Annotated in this window: 32 protein-coding genes; all 32 read left to right on the top strand. The window is 41.3% G+C overall.

What is annotated here, in order from left to right; translation table 11 throughout:
• Window positions 1-77 precede the first annotated feature (77 nt).
• The 32 genes from rpsL to rplQ all read left to right on the top strand — a co-directional run bounded on the left by rpsL (window position 78) and on the right by rplQ (window position 17,999).
• Window positions 78-491: a 30S ribosomal protein S12 gene (rpsL, locus tag FC24_RS05225; RefSeq protein ID WP_057873829.1), complete on the top strand. Its 414-nt coding sequence runs from the start codon at window positions 78-80 to the stop codon at window positions 489-491.
• Window positions 492-556: 65 nt separating this feature from the next.
• The gene (rpsG, locus tag FC24_RS05220; RefSeq protein ID WP_057873828.1) at window positions 557-1,027 is read left to right on the top strand and encodes a 30S ribosomal protein S7; all 471 of its coding nucleotides are present in this window, start codon (window positions 557-559) and stop codon (window positions 1,025-1,027) included.
• A gap of 143 nt (window positions 1,028-1,170) precedes the next feature.
• Window positions 1,171-3,267: an elongation factor G gene (fusA, locus tag FC24_RS05215; protein WP_057873827.1), complete on the top strand. Its 2,097-nt coding sequence runs from the start codon at window positions 1,171-1,173 to the stop codon at window positions 3,265-3,267.
• 456 nt (window positions 3,268-3,723) lie between these two features.
• The gene (rpsJ, locus tag FC24_RS05210) at window positions 3,724-4,032 is read left to right on the top strand and encodes a 30S ribosomal protein S10 (RefSeq protein WP_057873826.1); all 309 of its coding nucleotides are present in this window, start codon (window positions 3,724-3,726) and stop codon (window positions 4,030-4,032) included.
• 30 nt (window positions 4,033-4,062) lie between these two features.
• Window positions 4,063-4,695: a 50S ribosomal protein L3 gene (gene rplC / locus FC24_RS05205; protein WP_057873825.1), complete on the top strand. Its 633-nt coding sequence runs from the start codon at window positions 4,063-4,065 to the stop codon at window positions 4,693-4,695.
• A 20-nt stretch (window positions 4,696-4,715) separates the two neighbouring features.
• Window positions 4,716-5,339: a 50S ribosomal protein L4 gene (gene rplD, locus FC24_RS05200; RefSeq protein ID WP_057873824.1), complete on the top strand. Its 624-nt coding sequence runs from the start codon at window positions 4,716-4,718 to the stop codon at window positions 5,337-5,339.
• Window positions 5,339-5,623, top strand: a complete 285-nt coding sequence (rplW, locus tag FC24_RS05195; RefSeq protein WP_057873823.1) for a 50S ribosomal protein L23 — start codon at window positions 5,339-5,341, stop codon at window positions 5,621-5,623. Before rplD ends, rplW begins: the two co-directional genes overlap by 1 nt.
• A 34-nt stretch (window positions 5,624-5,657) precedes the next feature.
• A complete protein-coding gene (gene rplB, locus FC24_RS05190; RefSeq protein WP_057873822.1) occupies window positions 5,658-6,497 on the top strand; it encodes a 50S ribosomal protein L2 in 840 nt (279 codons plus the stop codon).
• A gap of 102 nt (window positions 6,498-6,599) precedes the next feature.
• Window positions 6,600-6,881 (top strand): 30S ribosomal protein S19, encoded by a 282-nt coding sequence (gene rpsS / locus FC24_RS05185; protein ID WP_057873821.1) that lies wholly within the window; start codon window positions 6,600-6,602, stop codon window positions 6,879-6,881.
• Between the two features lie 20 nt (window positions 6,882-6,901).
• The gene (gene rplV, locus FC24_RS05180; protein ID WP_057873820.1) at window positions 6,902-7,258 is read left to right on the top strand and encodes a 50S ribosomal protein L22; all 357 of its coding nucleotides are present in this window, start codon (window positions 6,902-6,904) and stop codon (window positions 7,256-7,258) included.
• A gap of 3 nt (window positions 7,259-7,261) precedes the next feature.
• Window positions 7,262-8,023, top strand: a complete 762-nt coding sequence (gene rpsC, locus FC24_RS05175; protein WP_057873819.1) for a 30S ribosomal protein S3 — start codon at window positions 7,262-7,264, stop codon at window positions 8,021-8,023.
• A gap of 2 nt (window positions 8,024-8,025) precedes the next feature.
• Window positions 8,026-8,460 (top strand): 50S ribosomal protein L16, encoded by a 435-nt coding sequence (gene rplP / locus FC24_RS05170; protein ID WP_057873818.1) that lies wholly within the window; start codon window positions 8,026-8,028, stop codon window positions 8,458-8,460.
• On the top strand, window positions 8,450-8,647 hold the full coding sequence (rpmC, locus tag FC24_RS05165) for a 50S ribosomal protein L29 (protein WP_057873817.1): 198 nt from the start codon (window positions 8,450-8,452) through the stop codon (window positions 8,645-8,647). The genes rplP and rpmC overlap by 11 nt, the downstream gene beginning before the upstream one ends.
• Before the next feature lie 34 nt (window positions 8,648-8,681).
• Window positions 8,682-8,954, top strand: coding sequence for a 30S ribosomal protein S17 (gene rpsQ, locus FC24_RS05160; protein ID WP_083485638.1), 273 nt, complete (start codon window positions 8,682-8,684; stop codon window positions 8,952-8,954).
• 31 nt (window positions 8,955-8,985) lie between these two features.
• Window positions 8,986-9,354, top strand: a complete 369-nt coding sequence (gene rplN, locus FC24_RS05155; RefSeq protein WP_057873816.1) for a 50S ribosomal protein L14 — start codon at window positions 8,986-8,988, stop codon at window positions 9,352-9,354.
• Window positions 9,355-9,383: 29 nt separating this feature from the next.
• Window positions 9,384-9,695 carry a 50S ribosomal protein L24 gene (rplX, locus tag FC24_RS05150; RefSeq protein WP_057873815.1) on the top strand — a complete coding sequence of 104 codons (312 nt, stop codon included), beginning with the start codon at window positions 9,384-9,386 and terminating at the stop codon, window positions 9,693-9,695.
• Between the two features lie 27 nt (window positions 9,696-9,722).
• The gene (rplE, locus tag FC24_RS05145) at window positions 9,723-10,265 is read left to right on the top strand and encodes a 50S ribosomal protein L5 (RefSeq protein WP_057873814.1); all 543 of its coding nucleotides are present in this window, start codon (window positions 9,723-9,725) and stop codon (window positions 10,263-10,265) included.
• A gap of 18 nt (window positions 10,266-10,283) precedes the next feature.
• Window positions 10,284-10,469, top strand: a complete 186-nt coding sequence (locus FC24_RS05140; RefSeq protein WP_057873813.1) for a type Z 30S ribosomal protein S14 — start codon at window positions 10,284-10,286, stop codon at window positions 10,467-10,469.
• A gap of 27 nt (window positions 10,470-10,496) precedes the next feature.
• On the top strand, window positions 10,497-10,895 hold the full coding sequence (gene rpsH / locus FC24_RS05135) for a 30S ribosomal protein S8 (protein WP_057873812.1): 399 nt from the start codon (window positions 10,497-10,499) through the stop codon (window positions 10,893-10,895).
• 28 nt (window positions 10,896-10,923) lie between these two features.
• Window positions 10,924-11,460: a 50S ribosomal protein L6 gene (gene rplF, locus FC24_RS05130; RefSeq protein WP_057873811.1), complete on the top strand. Its 537-nt coding sequence runs from the start codon at window positions 10,924-10,926 to the stop codon at window positions 11,458-11,460.
• 84 nt (window positions 11,461-11,544) lie between these two features.
• Window positions 11,545-11,910, top strand: coding sequence for a 50S ribosomal protein L18 (gene rplR, locus FC24_RS05125; protein WP_057873810.1), 366 nt, complete (start codon window positions 11,545-11,547; stop codon window positions 11,908-11,910).
• A gap of 21 nt (window positions 11,911-11,931) precedes the next feature.
• Window positions 11,932-12,438, top strand: coding sequence for a 30S ribosomal protein S5 (gene rpsE / locus FC24_RS05120; RefSeq protein WP_057873809.1), 507 nt, complete (start codon window positions 11,932-11,934; stop codon window positions 12,436-12,438).
• A gap of 13 nt (window positions 12,439-12,451) precedes the next feature.
• Window positions 12,452-12,634: a 50S ribosomal protein L30 gene (rpmD, locus tag FC24_RS05115; RefSeq protein ID WP_057873808.1), complete on the top strand. Its 183-nt coding sequence runs from the start codon at window positions 12,452-12,454 to the stop codon at window positions 12,632-12,634.
• 30 nt (window positions 12,635-12,664) lie between these two features.
• Window positions 12,665-13,099 (top strand): 50S ribosomal protein L15, encoded by a 435-nt coding sequence (gene rplO / locus FC24_RS05110; protein ID WP_057873807.1) that lies wholly within the window; start codon window positions 12,665-12,667, stop codon window positions 13,097-13,099.
• Window positions 13,099-14,397 carry a preprotein translocase subunit SecY gene (secY, locus tag FC24_RS05105; protein ID WP_057873806.1) on the top strand — a complete coding sequence of 433 codons (1,299 nt, stop codon included), beginning with the start codon at window positions 13,099-13,101 and terminating at the stop codon, window positions 14,395-14,397. Before rplO ends, secY begins: the two co-directional genes overlap by 1 nt.
• Window positions 14,398-14,477: 80 nt before the next feature.
• Entirely contained in the window at window positions 14,478-15,137 is a 660-nt protein-coding gene (locus FC24_RS05100) for an adenylate kinase (RefSeq protein WP_057873805.1), read from the top strand.
• Between the two features lie 233 nt (window positions 15,138-15,370).
• Window positions 15,371-15,589, top strand: a complete 219-nt coding sequence (gene infA, locus FC24_RS05095; RefSeq protein WP_057873804.1) for a translation initiation factor IF-1 — start codon at window positions 15,371-15,373, stop codon at window positions 15,587-15,589.
• Between the two features lie 48 nt (window positions 15,590-15,637).
• Window positions 15,638-15,754, top strand: coding sequence for a 50S ribosomal protein L36 (gene rpmJ / locus FC24_RS05090; protein ID WP_057873803.1), 117 nt, complete (start codon window positions 15,638-15,640; stop codon window positions 15,752-15,754).
• A 28-nt stretch (window positions 15,755-15,782) separates the two neighbouring features.
• A complete protein-coding gene (gene rpsM / locus FC24_RS05085; RefSeq protein WP_057873802.1) occupies window positions 15,783-16,148 on the top strand; it encodes a 30S ribosomal protein S13 in 366 nt (121 codons plus the stop codon).
• A 24-nt stretch (window positions 16,149-16,172) separates the two neighbouring features.
• On the top strand, window positions 16,173-16,562 hold the full coding sequence (gene rpsK, locus FC24_RS05080; protein WP_057873801.1) for a 30S ribosomal protein S11: 390 nt from the start codon (window positions 16,173-16,175) through the stop codon (window positions 16,560-16,562).
• An 81-nt stretch (window positions 16,563-16,643) separates the two neighbouring features.
• Entirely contained in the window at window positions 16,644-17,582 is a 939-nt protein-coding gene (locus FC24_RS05075; RefSeq protein WP_057873800.1) for a DNA-directed RNA polymerase subunit alpha, read from the top strand.
• A gap of 33 nt (window positions 17,583-17,615) precedes the next feature.
• Window positions 17,616-17,999 carry a 50S ribosomal protein L17 gene (rplQ, locus tag FC24_RS05070; RefSeq protein ID WP_057873799.1) on the top strand — a complete coding sequence of 128 codons (384 nt, stop codon included), beginning with the start codon at window positions 17,616-17,618 and terminating at the stop codon, window positions 17,997-17,999.
• Window positions 18,000-18,076 lie beyond the last annotated feature (77 nt).

Raw genomic sequence — 18,076 nt, 5'->3', positions numbered from 1 at the left:
TTTTATAGCTAAAAAAGAGACACCTGGAAGTGTGGACTTATATTTTTGGATTTAACAAGGAAGGGAGAATGCTTTAGATGCCTACGATTAACCAATTGGTACGTAAAGGTCGTAAATCTAGAACCAGTAGTTCTGATTCACCTGCATTGAACTACGGGTATAATAGTATGAAGAGAAAGTCAGTTAAGAATCCTGCGCCACAAAAACGTGGGGTCGCAACACGTGTTGGGACAATGACGCCAAAGAAGCCTAACTCTGCTTTGCGTAAGTATGCACGTGTCCGTTTGTCTAACTTAATTGAAGTAACTGCCTATATTCCTGGGATTGGCCATAATTTGCAAGAACATAGTGTTGTTTTGATCCGTGGTGGCCGTGTCAAGGACTTGCCTGGTGTTCGTTACCATATTGTCCGTGGTGCTTTGGATACTGCCGGTGTTACAGACCGTAAACAAAGCCGTTCCAAATATGGGACAAAACGGCCTAAGAAATAAAACAGTCAATTTAACACATAAGGAATTAGCAAGCTGAAACTTGCGATTATAGGAGGTTACGTAATATGCCAAGAAAAGGCGCTGTTGCAAAACGTGACGTATTACCAGATCCAATTTATAATTCTAAATTGGTTACACGTTTGGTTAATCGGATAATGGTTGATGGCAAACGTGGTACTGCGTCCACAATCATGTATAAAGCATTTGATATTATTAAGGAATCAACTGGTAATGATCCTTTAGAAGTTTTTGAACAAGCAATGAAGAACATCATGCCAGTGCTTGAAGTTAAAGCTCGTCGTGTTGGTGGTTCTAACTATCAGGTTCCCGTTGAAGTACGTCCTGATCGGCGGACAACACTCGGTCTACGCTGGTTAGTTCTTTACGCACGGCAACGTGGCGAACACACTATGGACGAACGCTTAGCGCGTGAAATTATGGATGCTGCTAATAACACTGGTGCAGCAGTTAGAAAGCGCGAAGATACGCATAAAATGGCTGACGCTAACCGTGCCTTTGCGCACTACCGTTGGTAATCTAAGTTATTTGTTTGAAGTGGGCTATTATATGTGTTTCCATATAGTAGCCCCTTTTGCTGAAACAGCTTCTAATTAATTTGAAGCGCTGAATCAGGCTCAACTTGGTTGAGCTTTTGAATGAGAGGAGAAACATTCTTACAATGGCAAATACTCGTGAATTTCCGTTAGAAAAAACGCGTAATATTGGGATTGTTGCCCATATTGATGCCGGCAAGACAACCACGACGGAACGTATTTTGTATTACACCGGTAAAATCCATAAAATCGGTGAAACCCATGAAGGGGCTTCACAGATGGACTGGATGGAGCAAGAACAAGAACGTGGCATTACCATCACATCTGCCGCAACAACAGCACAATGGAAAGACCACCGAATCAACATCATCGATACTCCAGGACACGTTGACTTTACAATTGAAGTTGAACGTTCTCTCCGTGTTTTAGACGGCGCGGTAGTTGTATTGGATGCACAAGCCGGGGTCGAGCCACAAACTGAAAACGTTTGGCGGCAGTCAACGACTTATGGTGTACCGCGGATTGTTTTTGTCAATAAAATGGATAAAATCGGGGCTAACTTTGATTACTCTGTTTCTACCATTAAAGATCGTTTACAAGCAAATGCATTACCGATTCAAATGCCAATTGGTGCCGAAGATAAATTCGAAGGTGTCATTGATTTGATCGAAATGAAAGCTGATCTTTATGACGAAGATGAATTAGGAACAAAGTGGGATACCGTTGATGTTCCTGAAGAATATAAAGCTGAAGCCCAAAAGCGCCGTGAACAACTCATCGAATCTTTAGCAGATGTTGATGATGGCATCATGGAAAAATACCTTGAAGGCGAAGAAATTCCTAAGGAAGAAATCAAAGCAGCAATTCGTAAGGCAACTTTGAATTTAGATGCTTACCCAGTATTAGCTGGTTCAGCGTTTAAAAACAAAGGGGTTCAAATGATGTTGGATGCAGTTAATGACTACTTACCATCACCACTTGATGTTCGTCCTTACAAAGCAACAGATCCTGCAACTGGTGAAGATGTTGAATTATCTGCTGGTGACGATAAAGATTTCGCTGCCTTAGCTTTTAAGATTGCTACTGATCCATTTGTTGGCCGGTTGACCTTTATTCGGGTTTACTCAGGTACTTTGGAATCTGGCTCTTACATCTTGAATGCAACAAAGGATTCTCGTGAACGTGTTGGTCGTTTGCTACAAATGCATTCTAATCACCGTAAAGAAATTCCAGAAGTTTTCTCAGGTGATATTGCAGCTGCAATTGGCTTGAAGAACACTGCTACTGGTGATTCACTAACGGATACAAAGCACCCATTAATTCTTGAATCAATGGAATTCCCTGACCCAGTTATTCAGGTTTCTATTGAGCCTAAGACCAAAGCTGACCAAGATAAAATGGATGTTGCGTTGCAAAAACTGGCTGAAGAAGATCCAAGTTTTAAGGCTGAAACCAACCCTGAAACTGGTGAAACTTTAATTGCTGGTATGGGTGAATTACATTTGGACATCATTGTTGACCGGATGCGCCGTGAATTCCACGTTGAAGCTAAAGTGGGTGAACCACAAGTTGCTTACCGTGAGACCTTTACTAAACAGGCTTCTGCGCAAGGTAAATTTATTCGCCAGTCTGGTGGTAAAGGACAATATGGTGATGTTTGGATTGAATTTACGCCAAACGATGAAGGTGCCGGTTTTGAATTTAAGAACGACATTGTTGGTGGTGTTGTGCCGCGTGAATACGTGCCAGCAGTTGAACAAGGATTGAAAGAATCCATGGCTAATGGTGTATTAGCAGGTTATCCACTAGTTGACGTTAAGGCACGTCTGTATGATGGGTCTTACCATGATGTCGATTCTAGTGAAGCGGCTTTTAAGATCGCGGCTTCGATGTCATTACGTGCAGCAGCGAAAAAAGCTGGTGCGGTTATCCTTGAACCGATCATGAAGGTTGAAATTGTTGCACCGGAAGACAACTTAGGTGATGTCATGGGTCATGTCACAGCACGGCGTGGTCGTGTTGAAGGTATGGAAGCACGTGGCAATACACAATTAGTTAAATCCATGGTGCCGTTATCTGAAATGTTTGGTTATGCGACAACCTTACGTTCAGCAACACAAGGTCGTGGCACTTTCACCATGACTTTTGATCATTATGAAGCCGTTCCAAAATCGATTCAGGCTGAAATCATTAAGAAAAATGGTGGGACACCGGCTGAATAAAGTCTGTTCGTGCCATAAGCTGTTTGGGAATTTTCCCAAACAGCTTTTTATTATCTAATTAAATGTATTGCTAGATACTTTTTCTACCATAATAAAGTAAGAAACATTTACTTGTTTTTAATGATCACCAGTGAATTTTTTAAGGACCATTGATTCTTAAGCTGATTTTGCGTACAATACTACCTGTGTCGGTTTAAAAATTGAGCTGCTCAATGCTGTTTATAAAAGTCAGTATTAACTTCTGTTTTTCTGCAAAAAAAGCTTGAAGTACATGCCGACTTCTCTTATAATGGACAAGGTGCTGCTTTTTAGGAGAAGGTGGCCCGCTAGATTATTCTAGCTTTTTAGCATTGATGTGAAAGGTTGCGACACACCCGGCCGCTTTGCCATGGCACAGTGTGTTGGGAATTTTCACGGAGCTAGTTTATTTTTAAAATGAACGAAGGAGGGAAAAACATGGCAAAACAAAAGATTCGTATTCGTTTAAAAGCTTATGAACACCGTATTTTAGATCAATCTGCAACTAAGATTGTTGAAACGGCTAAACGGACAGGGGCAACAATCTCTGGCCCAATTCCTTTGCCAACGGAACGGACGATTTATACCGTTATCCGGGCAACACATAAGTTTAAAGATTCGCGTGAACAATTTGAAATGCGCACACACAAACGGTTAGTCGACATCATTAACCCAACCCCTAAGACGGTTGACGCATTAATGAAACTAGACTTGCCAAGTGGTGTGGATATCGAAATCAAACTATAGTTCAAATACATTAAAATTGGAGGTGTACTCATGACCAGAAAAGGAATCTTAGGAACAAAAGTAGGTATGACACAAATCTTCACTGATAAAGGTGAACTGATCCCTGTCACAGTTGTTCAAGCTGAGCCAAACGTTGTCTTACAAGTTAAGAACAATGAAAGTGATGGTTACGAAGCTGTTCAGGTTGGTTTACAAGATATGCGTGAAGTATTAGCCAATAAACCTGCTAAAGGTCATGTTGCAAAAGCAAAAACGGCTCCTAAGCGCTTCATTCGGGAATTTCGCGATGTAGACTTAGGAGATATCAAAGTTGGCGATGAAATCAAAGTTGATACATTCAAGGCTGGCGAAATTGTCGACGTCACGGGTACAACAAAAGGCCATGGTTTTCAAGGCGCTATTAAAAAGAATAACCAACACCGTGGGCCTATGGGACATGGTTCTCGTTACCACCGTCGCCCAGGATCACTAGGTTCTATTATTAACCGTGTATTCGCTGGCCGGAAATTACCAGGCCGGATGGGTAACAATCGTGTGACAATCCAAAACCTTGAAGTTGTTCGTGTTGATACTGACCGTAATGTCATTTTGATCAAAGGTAATGTTCCTGGTGCAAAGAAATCATTAGTTACGATCAAAAATGCCGTTAAGGCAGCGAAATAATTTAGAAGGGAGGATTACAAATGCCTAACGTAGCATTATATAAACAAGATGGCAGTCAAAATGGCGATGTGCAATTAAATGACAACGTCTTTGGCATTGCCCCTAACGAAAACGTTGTGTTTGATGCAGTTATCATGCAACGTGCATCGATGCGTCAAGGAACGCATGCTGTTAAAAACCGCAGTGCTGTTAGCGGTGGTGGTCGTAAGCCTTGGCGGCAAAAGGGTACTGGCCGTGCTCGGCAAGGTTCAATTCGTGCACCACAATGGCGTGGCGGTGGTACAGTCTTTGGCCCGACACCACGTTCGTACAGCTATAAATTACCAAAGAAGGTACGTCGCTTAGCAATTAAATCAGTGCTTTCGCAAAAAGTGGCAGATGGCAACATCATCGTAGTTGATAAATTCGATTTTGATCAGCCAAAAACCAAATTATTTGCTGAAGCCCTTAAGAGCTTAGATGTACACACTAAAGCATTAGTAGTTCTTGAAGAAGGTAATGATCAAGTTGCACGTGCTGCACGGAATATTGAAAATGTTTCGGTAGTCGCTGCAGATGGTATCAATGTATTAAACGTTGTTGCTAATGATAAATTAATCCTGACTCAAGCTGCTCTTTCTCAAGTAGAGGAGGCTCTTGCATAATGGAAGCTCGCGATATTATTTTACGTCCTTGGATCACTGAACAATCAATGGCAATTATGGACGACAAGAAATACACGTTTGAAGTGAACGTTAACGCTACTAAAACAGCGGTTAAACATGCAGTTGAAGAAATTTTTGATGTAAAAGTTAAAAATGTTAACATTGCAAACGTTCGTGGAAAGTTAAAGCGTCAGGGCCGCTATGCTGGTATGACTAAGAAACGGCGTAAAGCAGTCGTTGCTTTAACAGATGATTCAAAAGAAATTACAATTTTTGAAAAATAAACTCATTTAAATTAATTTTTAGGAGGGGAAAAGCTTGGCGATTAGAAAATATAAACCGACGACAAACGCGCGCCGGAATATGACTGGCTCTGATTTTGCTGAAATCACCAAAACAAAGCCTGAAAAGTCATTGACTGAATACATGACTAAGACAGCCGGCCGTAATGTACACGGTAAAATCACTGTACGGCATCACGCTGGTGGTCATAAACGCCAATATCGTTTGATTGACTTTAAACGTCAAAAGGACGATGTACCTGCAACGGTAAAAGCGATTGAATATGATCCAAACCGTTCAGCTAACATTGCATTATTACAATATGCAGACGGAACTAAAGCTTACATCATCGCGCCTAAAGGGTTGGAAGTAGGTACTAAAGTTCAATCTGGTTCAGACGCTGATATTAAAACTGGTAATGCTTTACCGTTAGCAGACATTCCTGTTGGGACAGTTGTTCACAACATTGAATTGAAACCTGGTTATGGTGGTCAGTTAGTTCGTTCTGCTGGTGCTTCTGCACAGGTTCTAGGTAAAGAAGGAAAATACGCCTTGGTTCGCCTGAGTTCTGGCGAAGTCCGGATGGTATTGCAAACTTGCCGTGCAACAATTGGTGCTGTTGGTAATGAACAGCATGAATTGATTAGCATTGGTAAGGCCGGACGTAAACGTTGGTTAGGTTTCCGTCCAGTTGTTCGTGGTTCTGTTATGAACCCTAACGATCACCCTCATGGTGGTGGTGAAGGTAAAGCACCAATTGGTCATCCGTCACCATTATCACCTTGGGGTAAGAAAACCTTGGGTAAGAAAACGCGTAATACACGTAAACAGTCCACTAAACTTATTGTGCGTGACCGTAAACGGGGCAAACATTAAGTTTAATTTGATGCAATCTAACGGTTTTAAAACGAGACCGGATTTGGCTGCCAGGCTGTGCAATTTTGTTGTTAGCCTAGATATCGAAAAGGAGGTTTCATAATGAGCCGAAGCTTAAAAAAGGGACCATTTGCTGATGATCATTTATTGAAAAAAATTGCTGCGCAAGCAGATCAAGAAAAAAAGTCCGTTATTAAGACTTGGTCACGTCGTTCAACGATTTTCCCAAGTTTTATTGGATATACCATTGCTGTTTATGATGGACGGAAGCATGTCCCAGTTTTTATTCAAGAAGACATGGTTGGTCACAAATTAGGTGAATTTGCACCAACACGTACATTCCACGGTCATTCTACTGATGATCGCAAGACTAAAGTAGATTAAGCGAGAGGAGGATTATTTAAATGCCAGAACAAATCACATCAGCACGTGCGATTGCTAAAACAGTTCGAATCGCTCCTCGGAAAGCTCGCTTAGTTATTGACTTAATCCGTGGTAAAAGCGTAGCTGAAGCTAATGCAATTCTTAAATTCACACCACGTTCCGCTTCGCCAATTGTAGCGAAGGTATTAAATTCAGCAATTGCAAATGCTGAAAACAACTTTGACTTAGATGCACAAAGTTTGGTTGTTAGCGAAGCCTTTGTAGACGAAGGACCAACTTTGAAACGGTTCCGTCCTCGTGCCAAAGGTTCAGCTTCTCCAATCAATAAACGGACAAGTCACATTACAGTCGTTGTATCTGAAAATAAGGAGGGATAACGCGTGGGTCAAAAAATTAATCCAAATGGGTTACGAATTGGTGTTTCTCGTGATTGGGAAGCCAAATGGTATGCCGAAAAAGATTTCGCGACTCTTTTAAATGAAGATTTAAAAGTTCGTCGTTTCATTGCTAAACGTTTGGCAGACGCTTCTGTTTCTAAAGTAGAGATTGAACGTGCTGCCAATCGGGTTAACATTTCTATTCACACTGCCAAACCAGGGATGGTTATCGGTAAAGGCGGTTCTGAAGTTGAAAATCTACGTAAACAGTTAAATCATTTAACTGGCAGACGTGTACACATCAATATTGTTGAAATTAAACAACCTGACCTGGATGCTAAGTTAGTCGGTGAAAGTATCGCGCAACAACTTGAAGCACGTGTTGCTTTCCGCCGGGCTATGAAGCAAGCAATTCAACGGACAATGCGCGCAGGCGCACATGGGGTTAAAACCATGGTATCTGGCCGTTTAAACGGGGCAGACATGTCACGTAAAGAAATGTATGCTGATGGGACTGTACCATTACACACCTTACGTGCCGATATTGATTATGCTTGGAATGAAGCCAGAACCACTTATGGTAAATTAGGCGTTAAGACTTGGGTTTACCGGGGCGACATTTTACCAGGTGAAACTCATGGTGATTCAATTAAAGATAATATCCAGACTAAGAATAACCGGTCAAACCGGGGACGTGGCAACCGTAATGCTAACCGTACCGGTAACCGGAACAACCGAAATACTGGAGCGAAAGGAGGAAACTAGACATGTTAGTACCAAAACGTGTAAAACATCGTCGTGAATTTCGTGGTAAAATGCGTGGCGAAGCCAAAGGCGGCAAAAACGTTGATTTTGGCGACTATGGCTTGAAAGCATTAGATTCCGCATGGATTTCTAACCGCCAAATTGAAGCTGCGCGTGTCGCGATCACACGTTATATGAGACGTGGTGGGAAAGTATGGATTCGGATCTTCCCACATAAATCATATACTGAAAAAGGTATCGGTACTCGTATGGGTGCTGGTAAAGGTGCACCAGCTGGCTGGGTTGCTGTTGTTAAGCGGCAAAAAGTAATGTTTGAAGTTGCTGGTGTTCCTAAAGAAGTTGCACATGAAGCATTACGTTTAGCTGCGAACAAGTTACCTGTCCGGACTAAAGTAATAGCGCGTGAGGAAGTAGGTGGCGAATCAAATGAAGGCTAAAGAAATTAGAGACTTAACCACTGCTGAAATGCTTGACCGTGAACGGGAATACAAAGAAGAGTTATTTAATCTTCATTTCCAATTAGCTACTGGACAATTAGAAAATACTGCACGTTTAAAACAAGTACGTAAAAATATTGCCCGCATTAAAACTGTATTGCGGCAGCAAGAGTTAAACGAAGGTTAGTAGCAGATTCTTAAGTTAAGGGAGGTCAAACATTTTGAGCGAAAAAGAAACACGTAACAAACGTAAAGTCGTCCAAGGCCGCGTCGTATCAGATAAAATGGATAAAACCATCAATGTGGCGGTAGAAACAATGAACCAACACAGTCGGTATGGCAAGCGGATTCGTTACACGAAGAAATACTTCGCGCATGATGAAAATAATGAGGCAAAAACTGGCGATATCGTCCAGATTATGGAAACACGCCCACTTTCTGCTAATAAGCATTTTCGTCTGATTAAAATCGTAGAAAAAGCAGTTAAATTATAAACTGAGCTATTAACGAGAGGAGGGCTTTTCGGTGATCCAACAAGAAAGTCGTTTAAAAGTCGCGGATAATTCTGGTGCCCGTGAGATTCTAACCATCAAGATCCTAGGTGGTTCGCGTGTTAAAACAGCTAATATCGGTGATATTATTGTTGCGTCTGTTAAACAAGCAACACCAGGTGGCGTTGTCAAAAAAGGCGATGTTGTCAAGGCAGTTATTGTCCGTACAAAATCAGGTGCACACCGCCCAGATGGTTCTTACATCAAATTTGATGAAAATGCAGCAGTTATCATCAATGCTGATAAGAGCCCAAGAGGAACACGTATCTTTGGACCTGTTGCCCGTGAATTACGTGACAACAACTTCATGAAGATTGTTTCTTTGGCACCAGAAGTATTGTAAGCAAACAATCTTGCAAAGGAGGTTCAACTATGTTCGTGAAAACTGGCGATAAAGTTCGCGTTATCAGTGGTAAAGATAAAGGCAAGGAAGGCAAAATTACCAAAGCTTTGCCAAAAACAGATCAAGTTATCGTTGAAGGTGTTCATGCGATCAAAAAACACCAAAAGGCTAGCAACACTAACCCACAAGGTGGCATTGTCGATGTCAATGCACCGATCCATGTCTCCAACGTAATGTTGATCGACCCATCAACTAATGAACCAACACGTATTGGTTATAAAGTTGTTGATGGTAAAAAAGTACGTTATGCGAAAAAATCTGGAGAAGTTATCGATAAATAATTTATTTGAAAGGAGGAAAACCATTCAATGACTAATCGTTTAAAAGAAAGATACACGAAAGAAATCACACCTGCATTGATGAAGAAGTTTGATTATTCTTCAGTTATGCAAACACCAAAAGTTGACAAAATTGTCTTGAACATGGGTGTTGGTGATGCTGTTTCCAATGCAAAAAACTTGGATAATGCAGTTGCTGAATTGCGCTTAATTGCCGGTCAACAACCAGTCATTACTAAAGCTAAGAAATCAATTGCCGGTTTCCGTTTGCGGGAAGGTATGCCAATTGGTGCTAAGGTCACTTTACGTGGTGAACGGATGTATGACTTCTTAGATAAGTTAATCAACGTTTCACTACCGCGTGTCCGTGACTTTCATGGTGTCAGCACACGTTCATTTGATGGTCGTGGCAACTATACATTAGGCATTCGTGAACAATTGATTTTCCCAGAAATCGATTATGATAAAGTTGATAAAGTTCGTGGTATGGATATCGTTGTGGTAACGACTGCTAACACTGACGAAGAAGCACACGAATTATTGGCTGAAATTGGAATGCCATTTGCAAAATAATTAGGGAGGTAAGATATCTTGGCTAAAAAATCAATGATTGCTAAACAACAGCGTCCTGCTAAATTTTCTACTCGGGCTTATACACGCTGTGAGCGTTGTGGCCGTCCGCATTCAGTTTATCGTAAATTCCATTTATGCCGGATTTGCCTTCGCGAATTAGCACATGCTGGTCAAATTCCTGGCTTGAAAAAAGCTAGCTGGTAAATCTAACTAAAAGGGAGGTTAAACTAAATGGTCATGACTGATCCAATTGCAGACTATTTGACTCGAATTCGCAATGCCAACATGGTACGCCACGAGTCTTTAGAAGTTCCTGCATCTAATATGCTCCGCAGCATTTCAGAAATCTTAAAACGCGAAGGCTTCATCCGTGATTTTGAATCTATTGATGATGACAAACAAGGCGTTTTGCGGATTTTCTTGAAATATAGTAAAAATAATGAGCGCGTTATTTCCGGCCTAAAGCGCATTTCAAAGCCAGGTTTACGTACTTACGTCAAAGCTGATGCCGTTCCTAAAGTTTTAAATGGCTTAGGAATTGCCATCATGTCAACATCTAATGGTGTTATGACGGATAAAGAAGCACGGGCCAAAAACATTGGCGGCGAAGTACTCGCTTATGTTTGGTAATTCGTTAAAATTCAAGGAGGTGTAACACGTGAGTCGTATTGGTTATAAAATTATCAAAGTACCTGACAAAGTGACAATTACTAAAAAGGGTGACCAAGTTACTGTTAAGGGCCCTAAAGGTGAATTGACACGTGAGTTTAGTCCTTTGATTACAATTACGCAAAAAGATGGTGTGCTTAGTTTTGAGCGTGCCGATCATGGTAAAAAAAGCCGGCAGTTACACGGCACCGTACGTGCTAACTTAGCAAACATGGTTACTGGTGTAACGGAAGGCTTCACTAAAAAATTGAAGTTAGTTGGTGTTGGGTACCGTGCCCAATTAAAAGGAAAGAAATTAGTCTTGAACGTTGGCTATTCTAATCCTGTTGAAATGGATGCACCTGAAGGGATCACAATTGAAGTACCTTCCAACACTGAAATCAACGTTTCTGGTGCTAGCAAGCAAGAAGTAGGCCAATTTGCTGCTACTGTTCGCGCAGTTCGCTCACCAGAACCTTACAAAGGAAAAGGTATTCGTTACGTTGATGAATACGTTCGGCGTAAAGAAGGTAAAACTGGTAAATAATCTTTACCAAGTCATTCAAGCTTTATACAATCATTTTGCGGTGACTAGTTTTAATTAGTCATTGGCAACTAATCTATATAAGAGGTGAACATTGTGATTTCGAAACCAGATAAAAATAAAACACGTCAAAAACGTCATTTACGTGTTCGTGGTAAAATCTCTGGTACTGCTGAGCGCCCACGCTTAAACGTTTTTCGTTCTAATAAACACATCTACGCGCAATTAATTGATGACGTAGCGGGTGTGACGCTAGCAAGTGCCTCTACATTGGACAAAGAAGTTAAATCAGGTACTAAGACTGAACAAGCAACTGCTGTTGGTAAGTTAATTGCACAACGTGCCAGTGCTGCTGGACATAAAGTTGTTGTCTTCGATCGTGGCGGCTATTTATATCATGGCCGTGTCCAAGCTTTAGCTGAAGCTGCACGCGAAAATGGCTTAGAGTTTTAGGAAAAGGAGGAAAACTAATTTATGGCTAAAGCATTTATTGATCCAAACAAGTTAGAACTCGAAGACAACGTTGTTGCCATTAACCGAGTTACAAAGGTTGTAAAAGGTGGCCGGCGCTTACGTTTTGCAGCAATCGTGATTGTTGGCGATCATAATGGACATGTTGGCTTTGGTACTGGTAAAGCCCAAGAAGTTCCAGAATCAATCCGTAAAGCTGTTGAAGATGCTAAAAAGAACTTAATCGAAGTACCGATTGTTGGAACAACAATTCCGCATGAAGTTATCGGCCGGTTTGGCGGTGGTCGCGTCATGCTAAAACCTGCTATTGCTGGTTCTGGTGTTGCCGCTGGTGGTGCCGTTCGTGCCATGATGGATTTGGCTGGTGTTCAAGATGTTACCAGCAAGTTTTTAGGCTCACATACGCCAATCAACGTAGTTCGTGCGACAATTGAAGGCTTAAAAGCTTTGCATCCAGCTTCAAAAGTGGCTGAACTTCGCGGTATTCCAGTCGATCAATTAGAAAACTAGGAGGGCGAAAGTCATGTCACAATTAAAAATTACGTTAAAACGCAGTGCGTTGCACCGTAATCCCAATCACCGGGCTATTATTAAGTCAATGGGACTGACTAAAGTCAATAGTACAGTTACTTTGCCAGATAATGATGCAACCCGGGGCAATTTATTTAAAATTGGTTATTTGGTCAACGTTGAAGAAGTTAAATAACTAGTATTAATTAAGGAGGTGCCAAACTTAATGAAATTACACGAATTAAAAGCTAGCGAAGGCGCACGTCGTAATCGCAGCCGTGTGGGCCGTGGAACTTCCGCAGGCAACGGTAAGACAGCTGGTCGTGGCCAAAAAGGTCAAAAAGCGCGGGGTAAAGTGCGTTTAGGCTTTGAAGGTGGCCAGATGCCATTATTCCGGCGGATGCCAAAACGCGGTTTTACCAACATTAACCGCAAGGAATATGCTATTGTCAGTTTGAATGACTTGAATAGTTTTAAAGATGGTGCAGAAATTACACCGACAACATTAGCTAAATCTGGTTTAATCAAAAGTGATAAAGCTGCGGTTAAATTATTAGCAAACGGTGAAATCACCAAAAAAGTAACAGTTAAAGTTAGCAAAGCCTCTGCTGCTGCTAAAAAAGCTGTTGAAGCTGCTGGCGGTAAAATTGAGGTGATTTAATGCTGTCGACCATCAAAAATGCTTGGCATGTAAAGGATATTCGAAATCGAATCTTCTTTACGCTAGGTGTTTTGTTAATTTTCCGATTAGGAACTTTTATTACCGTTCCCGGTGTTGACGCGAAAGCATTGACATCGATTGCTTCTTCCGGATTAGTTAGCATGTTGAATATGTTCGGTGGTGGCGGTTTGACGAATTACTCTATTTTTGCAATGGGGGTTTCGCCGTATATCACTGCGCAAATTGTCATCCAACTTTTACAGATGGATATTGTGCCCAAATTTGTCGAGTGGAGCAAACAAGGGGAAGTTGGTCGACGTAAATTAAATCAGGTTACACGTTATTTAACAATTGTATTAGCTTTTCTGCAATCGATTGGGATTACGGCTGGCTTTAATGCTTTAAGCGGCTTAGGCTTAGTCAAAAATCCGAATTGGCAGACTTTTGTCATGATCGGGATTATTTTAACTGGGGGCACAATGCTGGTAACTTGGTTAGGGGAACAGATTACTGATAAAGGAATTGGTAATGGGATTTCGATGATCATCTTTGCTGGGATTATCGCCCGGTTGCCCGAAGGTGTCACACAAGTTTACCAACAATGGTTTATGACTAATCCTAGTCAAAGCCAATTTTGGCAGTATGTTTTATATGCTGTTTTGTTGGTTATTGCTGTTTTTCTGGTTGTTGTTGGTGTTACCTACGTACAACAAGCAGAACGGCGGATCCCAATTCGCTATACACGGCGCGTGACAGATGCTGGTGACAATAGTTACTTACCATTAAAAGTCAACGTTGCAGGCGTGATTCCGGTTATCTTTGCAAGTTCATTTATTGCAACCCCCGGAACGATTTTGCAGTACTTCAATAACACACATTCGGAAGATCAATGGTTTAAAGTGATGTCACAATTATTTAGTATGACCACCATTCCTGGATCGGTTTTATATACTTTATTGATCATTGTTTTCACCTTCTTTTATGCGTTTGTCCAGGTAAATCCTGAAAAAGTTGCCGAAAATCTGCAGAAACAAGGTAGTTATATTCCGAGTGTTTGGCCTGGTAAGGAGACTCAGAAATATATTTCTGGAACGTTGATGCGTTTGTCAACGGTTGGTTCAGTCTTCTTAGGGCTAGTTGCATTATTACCGATTTTGGCACAAAACATTTGGAGTCTACCAGAGTCAATCGGGCTAGGTGGTACTAGTTTGCTGATCGTTGTCGGTGTTGCGCTAGAAGCGGCACGGCAGATCGAAGGATTGATGATGAAACGCCATTATGTTGGTTTTATCCGCTAGGAACGTGTTAAAGTGCAGGCTTTGGCACGTTTCTTATCAATTAGACGCTTTGTCTTATTAGGAAAAGGAGCGAGCTATTAATGAATTTGATTTTAATGGGTCTACCTGGTGCAGGTAAAGGGACCCAAGCTGAACAAATCGTTGATACTTATAAAATTCCACACATCTCAACCGGCGATATGTTTCGGGCAGCAATACAGGCAAAAACAGAATTAGGTGTTAAAGCTAAAGCTTATACGGACAAAGGCAATTTAGTCCCTGATGAAATCACTAACGGTATCGTGAAAGAGCGATTGGCTCAGTCTGATACAGAAGTTGGTTATTTATTGGACGGTTTTCCGCGTAATTTAGCGCAAGCGGAAGCCTTAGAAAAAATAACAGCTGAATTAGATAAACCATTAGACGGTGTGATTAACATTCAAGTTGATCCGGCTTCTTTGATGGCGCGGTTAACTGGTCGCTTTATTTGTAAAAATTGTGGTGCGACCTACCACAAGCTTTATAATCCACCTAAGGTAGCGGGAACTTGTGACCGTTGTGGTGGCCATGAATTTTACCAACGTGAAGATGACAAACCAGCAACGGTGAAGAATCGTTTGGCGGTTAATGAAAAAATGAATGCACCGTTACTTGATTTTTATAAGCAGCGGCATTTACTGTTCAATGTTGATGGCAACGCTGAAATTCAGGATGTTTTCCAAAATATCCAGAAAATTTTAGTGCCATTAGCGAAACGTTAAGCCACGTTAATTTGCTGGATTAATGCCGGTTTGCTATAATTAGCACAGTTATCTTTTCAAACCAATCAAATTATGTTATAATTTGCGGGTTGAAACTCGAAAAGGTGAGTGCTGAGTGCTCTCACCATTTTTATGTGTGATCGGTTGAGTAAAGTGACGTTTAGTTTTGGTTGTTAGACACAGGTTGATCGGGTGACCGAATCAGCTGTTATCAATTAAGGAGGTACTTCTGCGTGGCGAAAGATGATGTCATTGAAGTCGAGGGGAAGGTTATCGATACATTGCCAAACGCAATGTTTAAGGTAAAGCTTGAAAATGAGGCAACGATTCTCGCGACTGTTTCTGGTAAAATCAGAATGCACTATATTCGGATTCTGCCGGGTGATCGGGTTACTGTTGAATTATCACCATATGATTTAACACGCGGCCGCATTACCTATCGCTTTAAATAGCATTTTGTATAGGACCGGAAGTTTAGCCTTTTATTAGGAGGTTTTTTCATGAAAGTAAGACCATCAGTAAAAAAGATGTGCGAACATTGCCGGATTATCAAGCGTAAAGGCCGGGTTATGGTAATTTGTTCCGCAAATCCAAAGCATAAACAACGCCAAGGATAATAATTCAAATTAATGGAGGTGTCATTGAATGGCTCGTTTAGCAGGTATTGATTTACCCCGTGGCAAGCGGATTGTCATCGGTTTAACTTATATTTATGGTGTCGGGAACACGACTGCTAAAAAAGTTTTAGCTGCTGCCGGTGTTTCTGAAGATGTCCGTGTTGAAGATTTAACACCAGACCAAGAAGATAAAATTCGTGCAGAATTAGACAAATTCCCTGTTGAAGGTGATTTGCGCCGTGAAAGAAATATGAACATCAAACGGCTTCAAGAAATCGGCTCATACCGTGGTATGCGGCATCGCCGGGGATTACCAGTTCGTGGCCAGCACACTAAAAACAATGCGCGGACACGTAAAGGCAAAAAAGTTTCGATTGCCGGAAGAAAGAAATAACAAGTTAAGGGAGGTATGGCATTAATGGCAAAGAGAAAAACAACGCGCCGTCGTCGGATCAAAAAGAATATTGAATCTGGCGTGGCTCACATTCATTCTACTTTTAATAACACCTTGGTTATGATCACTGATCCGCAAGGTAATGCGGTAGCATGGTCTTCTGCAGGTGCTTTAGGTTTTAAAGGTAGTCGTAAATCTACACCGTTTGCTGCACAAATGGCAGCTGAAACTGCTGCTAAAACTTCAATGGAGTATGGCATGAAGACTGTTGAAGTTGCAGTTAAAGGTCCTGGTTCAGGTCGTGAAGCAGCTATTCGTTCATTGCAAGCAACTGGGTTGGAAATTACTGCAATTCGTGATGTAACACCAGTTCCTCATAATGGATCTCGTCCCCCGAAGCGCCGTCGTGTTTAGTGAGTACGCTTCATTTTGAGCTTAAAACTGGAACGTACAACATCAAAGGCACTTCTCGTTTTGAAAGGGGTAAGAAACTAAATGATCGAATTTGAAAAACCAAATATTGCCAAAGTTGATGAGAGCACAAACTACGGTAAGTTTGTCGTTGAACCGTTAGAGCGTGGTTATGGGACGACTTTAGGTAATTCATTGCGGCGAATTCTACTGGCTTCATTACCAGGTGCAGCCGTGACGAGTATTCAAATCGATGGTGTTTTACATGAATTTTCGTCTATTGATGGGGTAACGGAAGACGTTACGCGGATTATTTTAAACATCAAGAAAATTGCTTTAAAAATAAACTCTGACGAGGATAAAACACTAGAAATCGACGTTAAAGGACCAGCAACGGTTACTGCTGGCGATATTGAAGCTGACGGGGACGTTGAGATCTTAAATCCCGATCTGTATATTTGCACGATTGCCGAGGGCGGCCATTTCCACGTTCGCATGACTGCGAATAAGGGTCGTGGTTACGTTGCTGCCAACGAAAATAAAGTGGATGATATGCCGATCGGCGTTTTACCAATCGATTCGATTTATACCCCAATCAGTCGTGTTAATTATCAAGTTGAAAGTACTCGTGTTGGTCACCGTAATGACTTTGATAAATTAACCTTGGATGTTTGGACGGATGGTTCAATTAATCCACGAGAAGCGATTAGTTTAGCCGCTAAAATTTTAACGGAGCATTTAGAAATCTTTGTTAACCTGACTGATGAAGCAAAGAATGCTGAAATCATGGTTGAAAAAGAAGAAACTCACAAAGAAAAAATGCTTGAGATGACAATTGAAGAACTTGACTTATCCGTTCGTTCATACAACTGTCTAAAACGAGCTGGTATTAATACAGTTCAAGAACTGACTAATAAGACTGAGGCGGACATGATGAAAGTTCGTAATCTCGGTCGTAAATCTCTAGAAGAGGTTAAGGCTAAATTAGCTGATTTAGGCCTTTCACTACGAGAAGAAGATTAGTCAATATAATTCATCAAAGGAGGGAACACGTTAATGAGTTACCGTAAACTGGGGCGTACAAGCTCACAACGTAAAGCATTATTACGCGATTTAACAACTGATTTAATCATGAATGAATCGATTACGACAACGGAAGCCCGTGCTAAGGAAATCCGCTCAACAGCTGATAAAATGATCACTTTGGGTAAAAAAGGAACATTATCTGCTCGGCGGCAAGCAGCACGCTTTATCCGGGATGAGGTCGCTGATGTTCGTGAAGAAGACGAAAAAGTTGTTGTACAGACGGCTTTGCAAAAATTATTCAGCGATATTGCACCGCGTTATAAAGAACGCCAAGGTGGTTACACACGTATCTATAAGACAATGCCACGGCGTGGTGATGGTGCAGCAATGGTCATCTTAAAATTGGTTGATTAGTTGCGGCATTTAGTAACTAGGATTTAAAACGGATCACTTCTAAAATGTAGGACCAGAGTGTTACGATGTTGGTTAGT

The organism is Loigolactobacillus rennini DSM 20253, from assembly GCF_001436505.1.
Classification (GTDB): Bacteria; Bacillota; Bacilli; order Lactobacillales; family Lactobacillaceae; genus Loigolactobacillus; species Loigolactobacillus rennini.
This window is presented reverse-complemented; position numbering and strand designations above follow the sequence as displayed.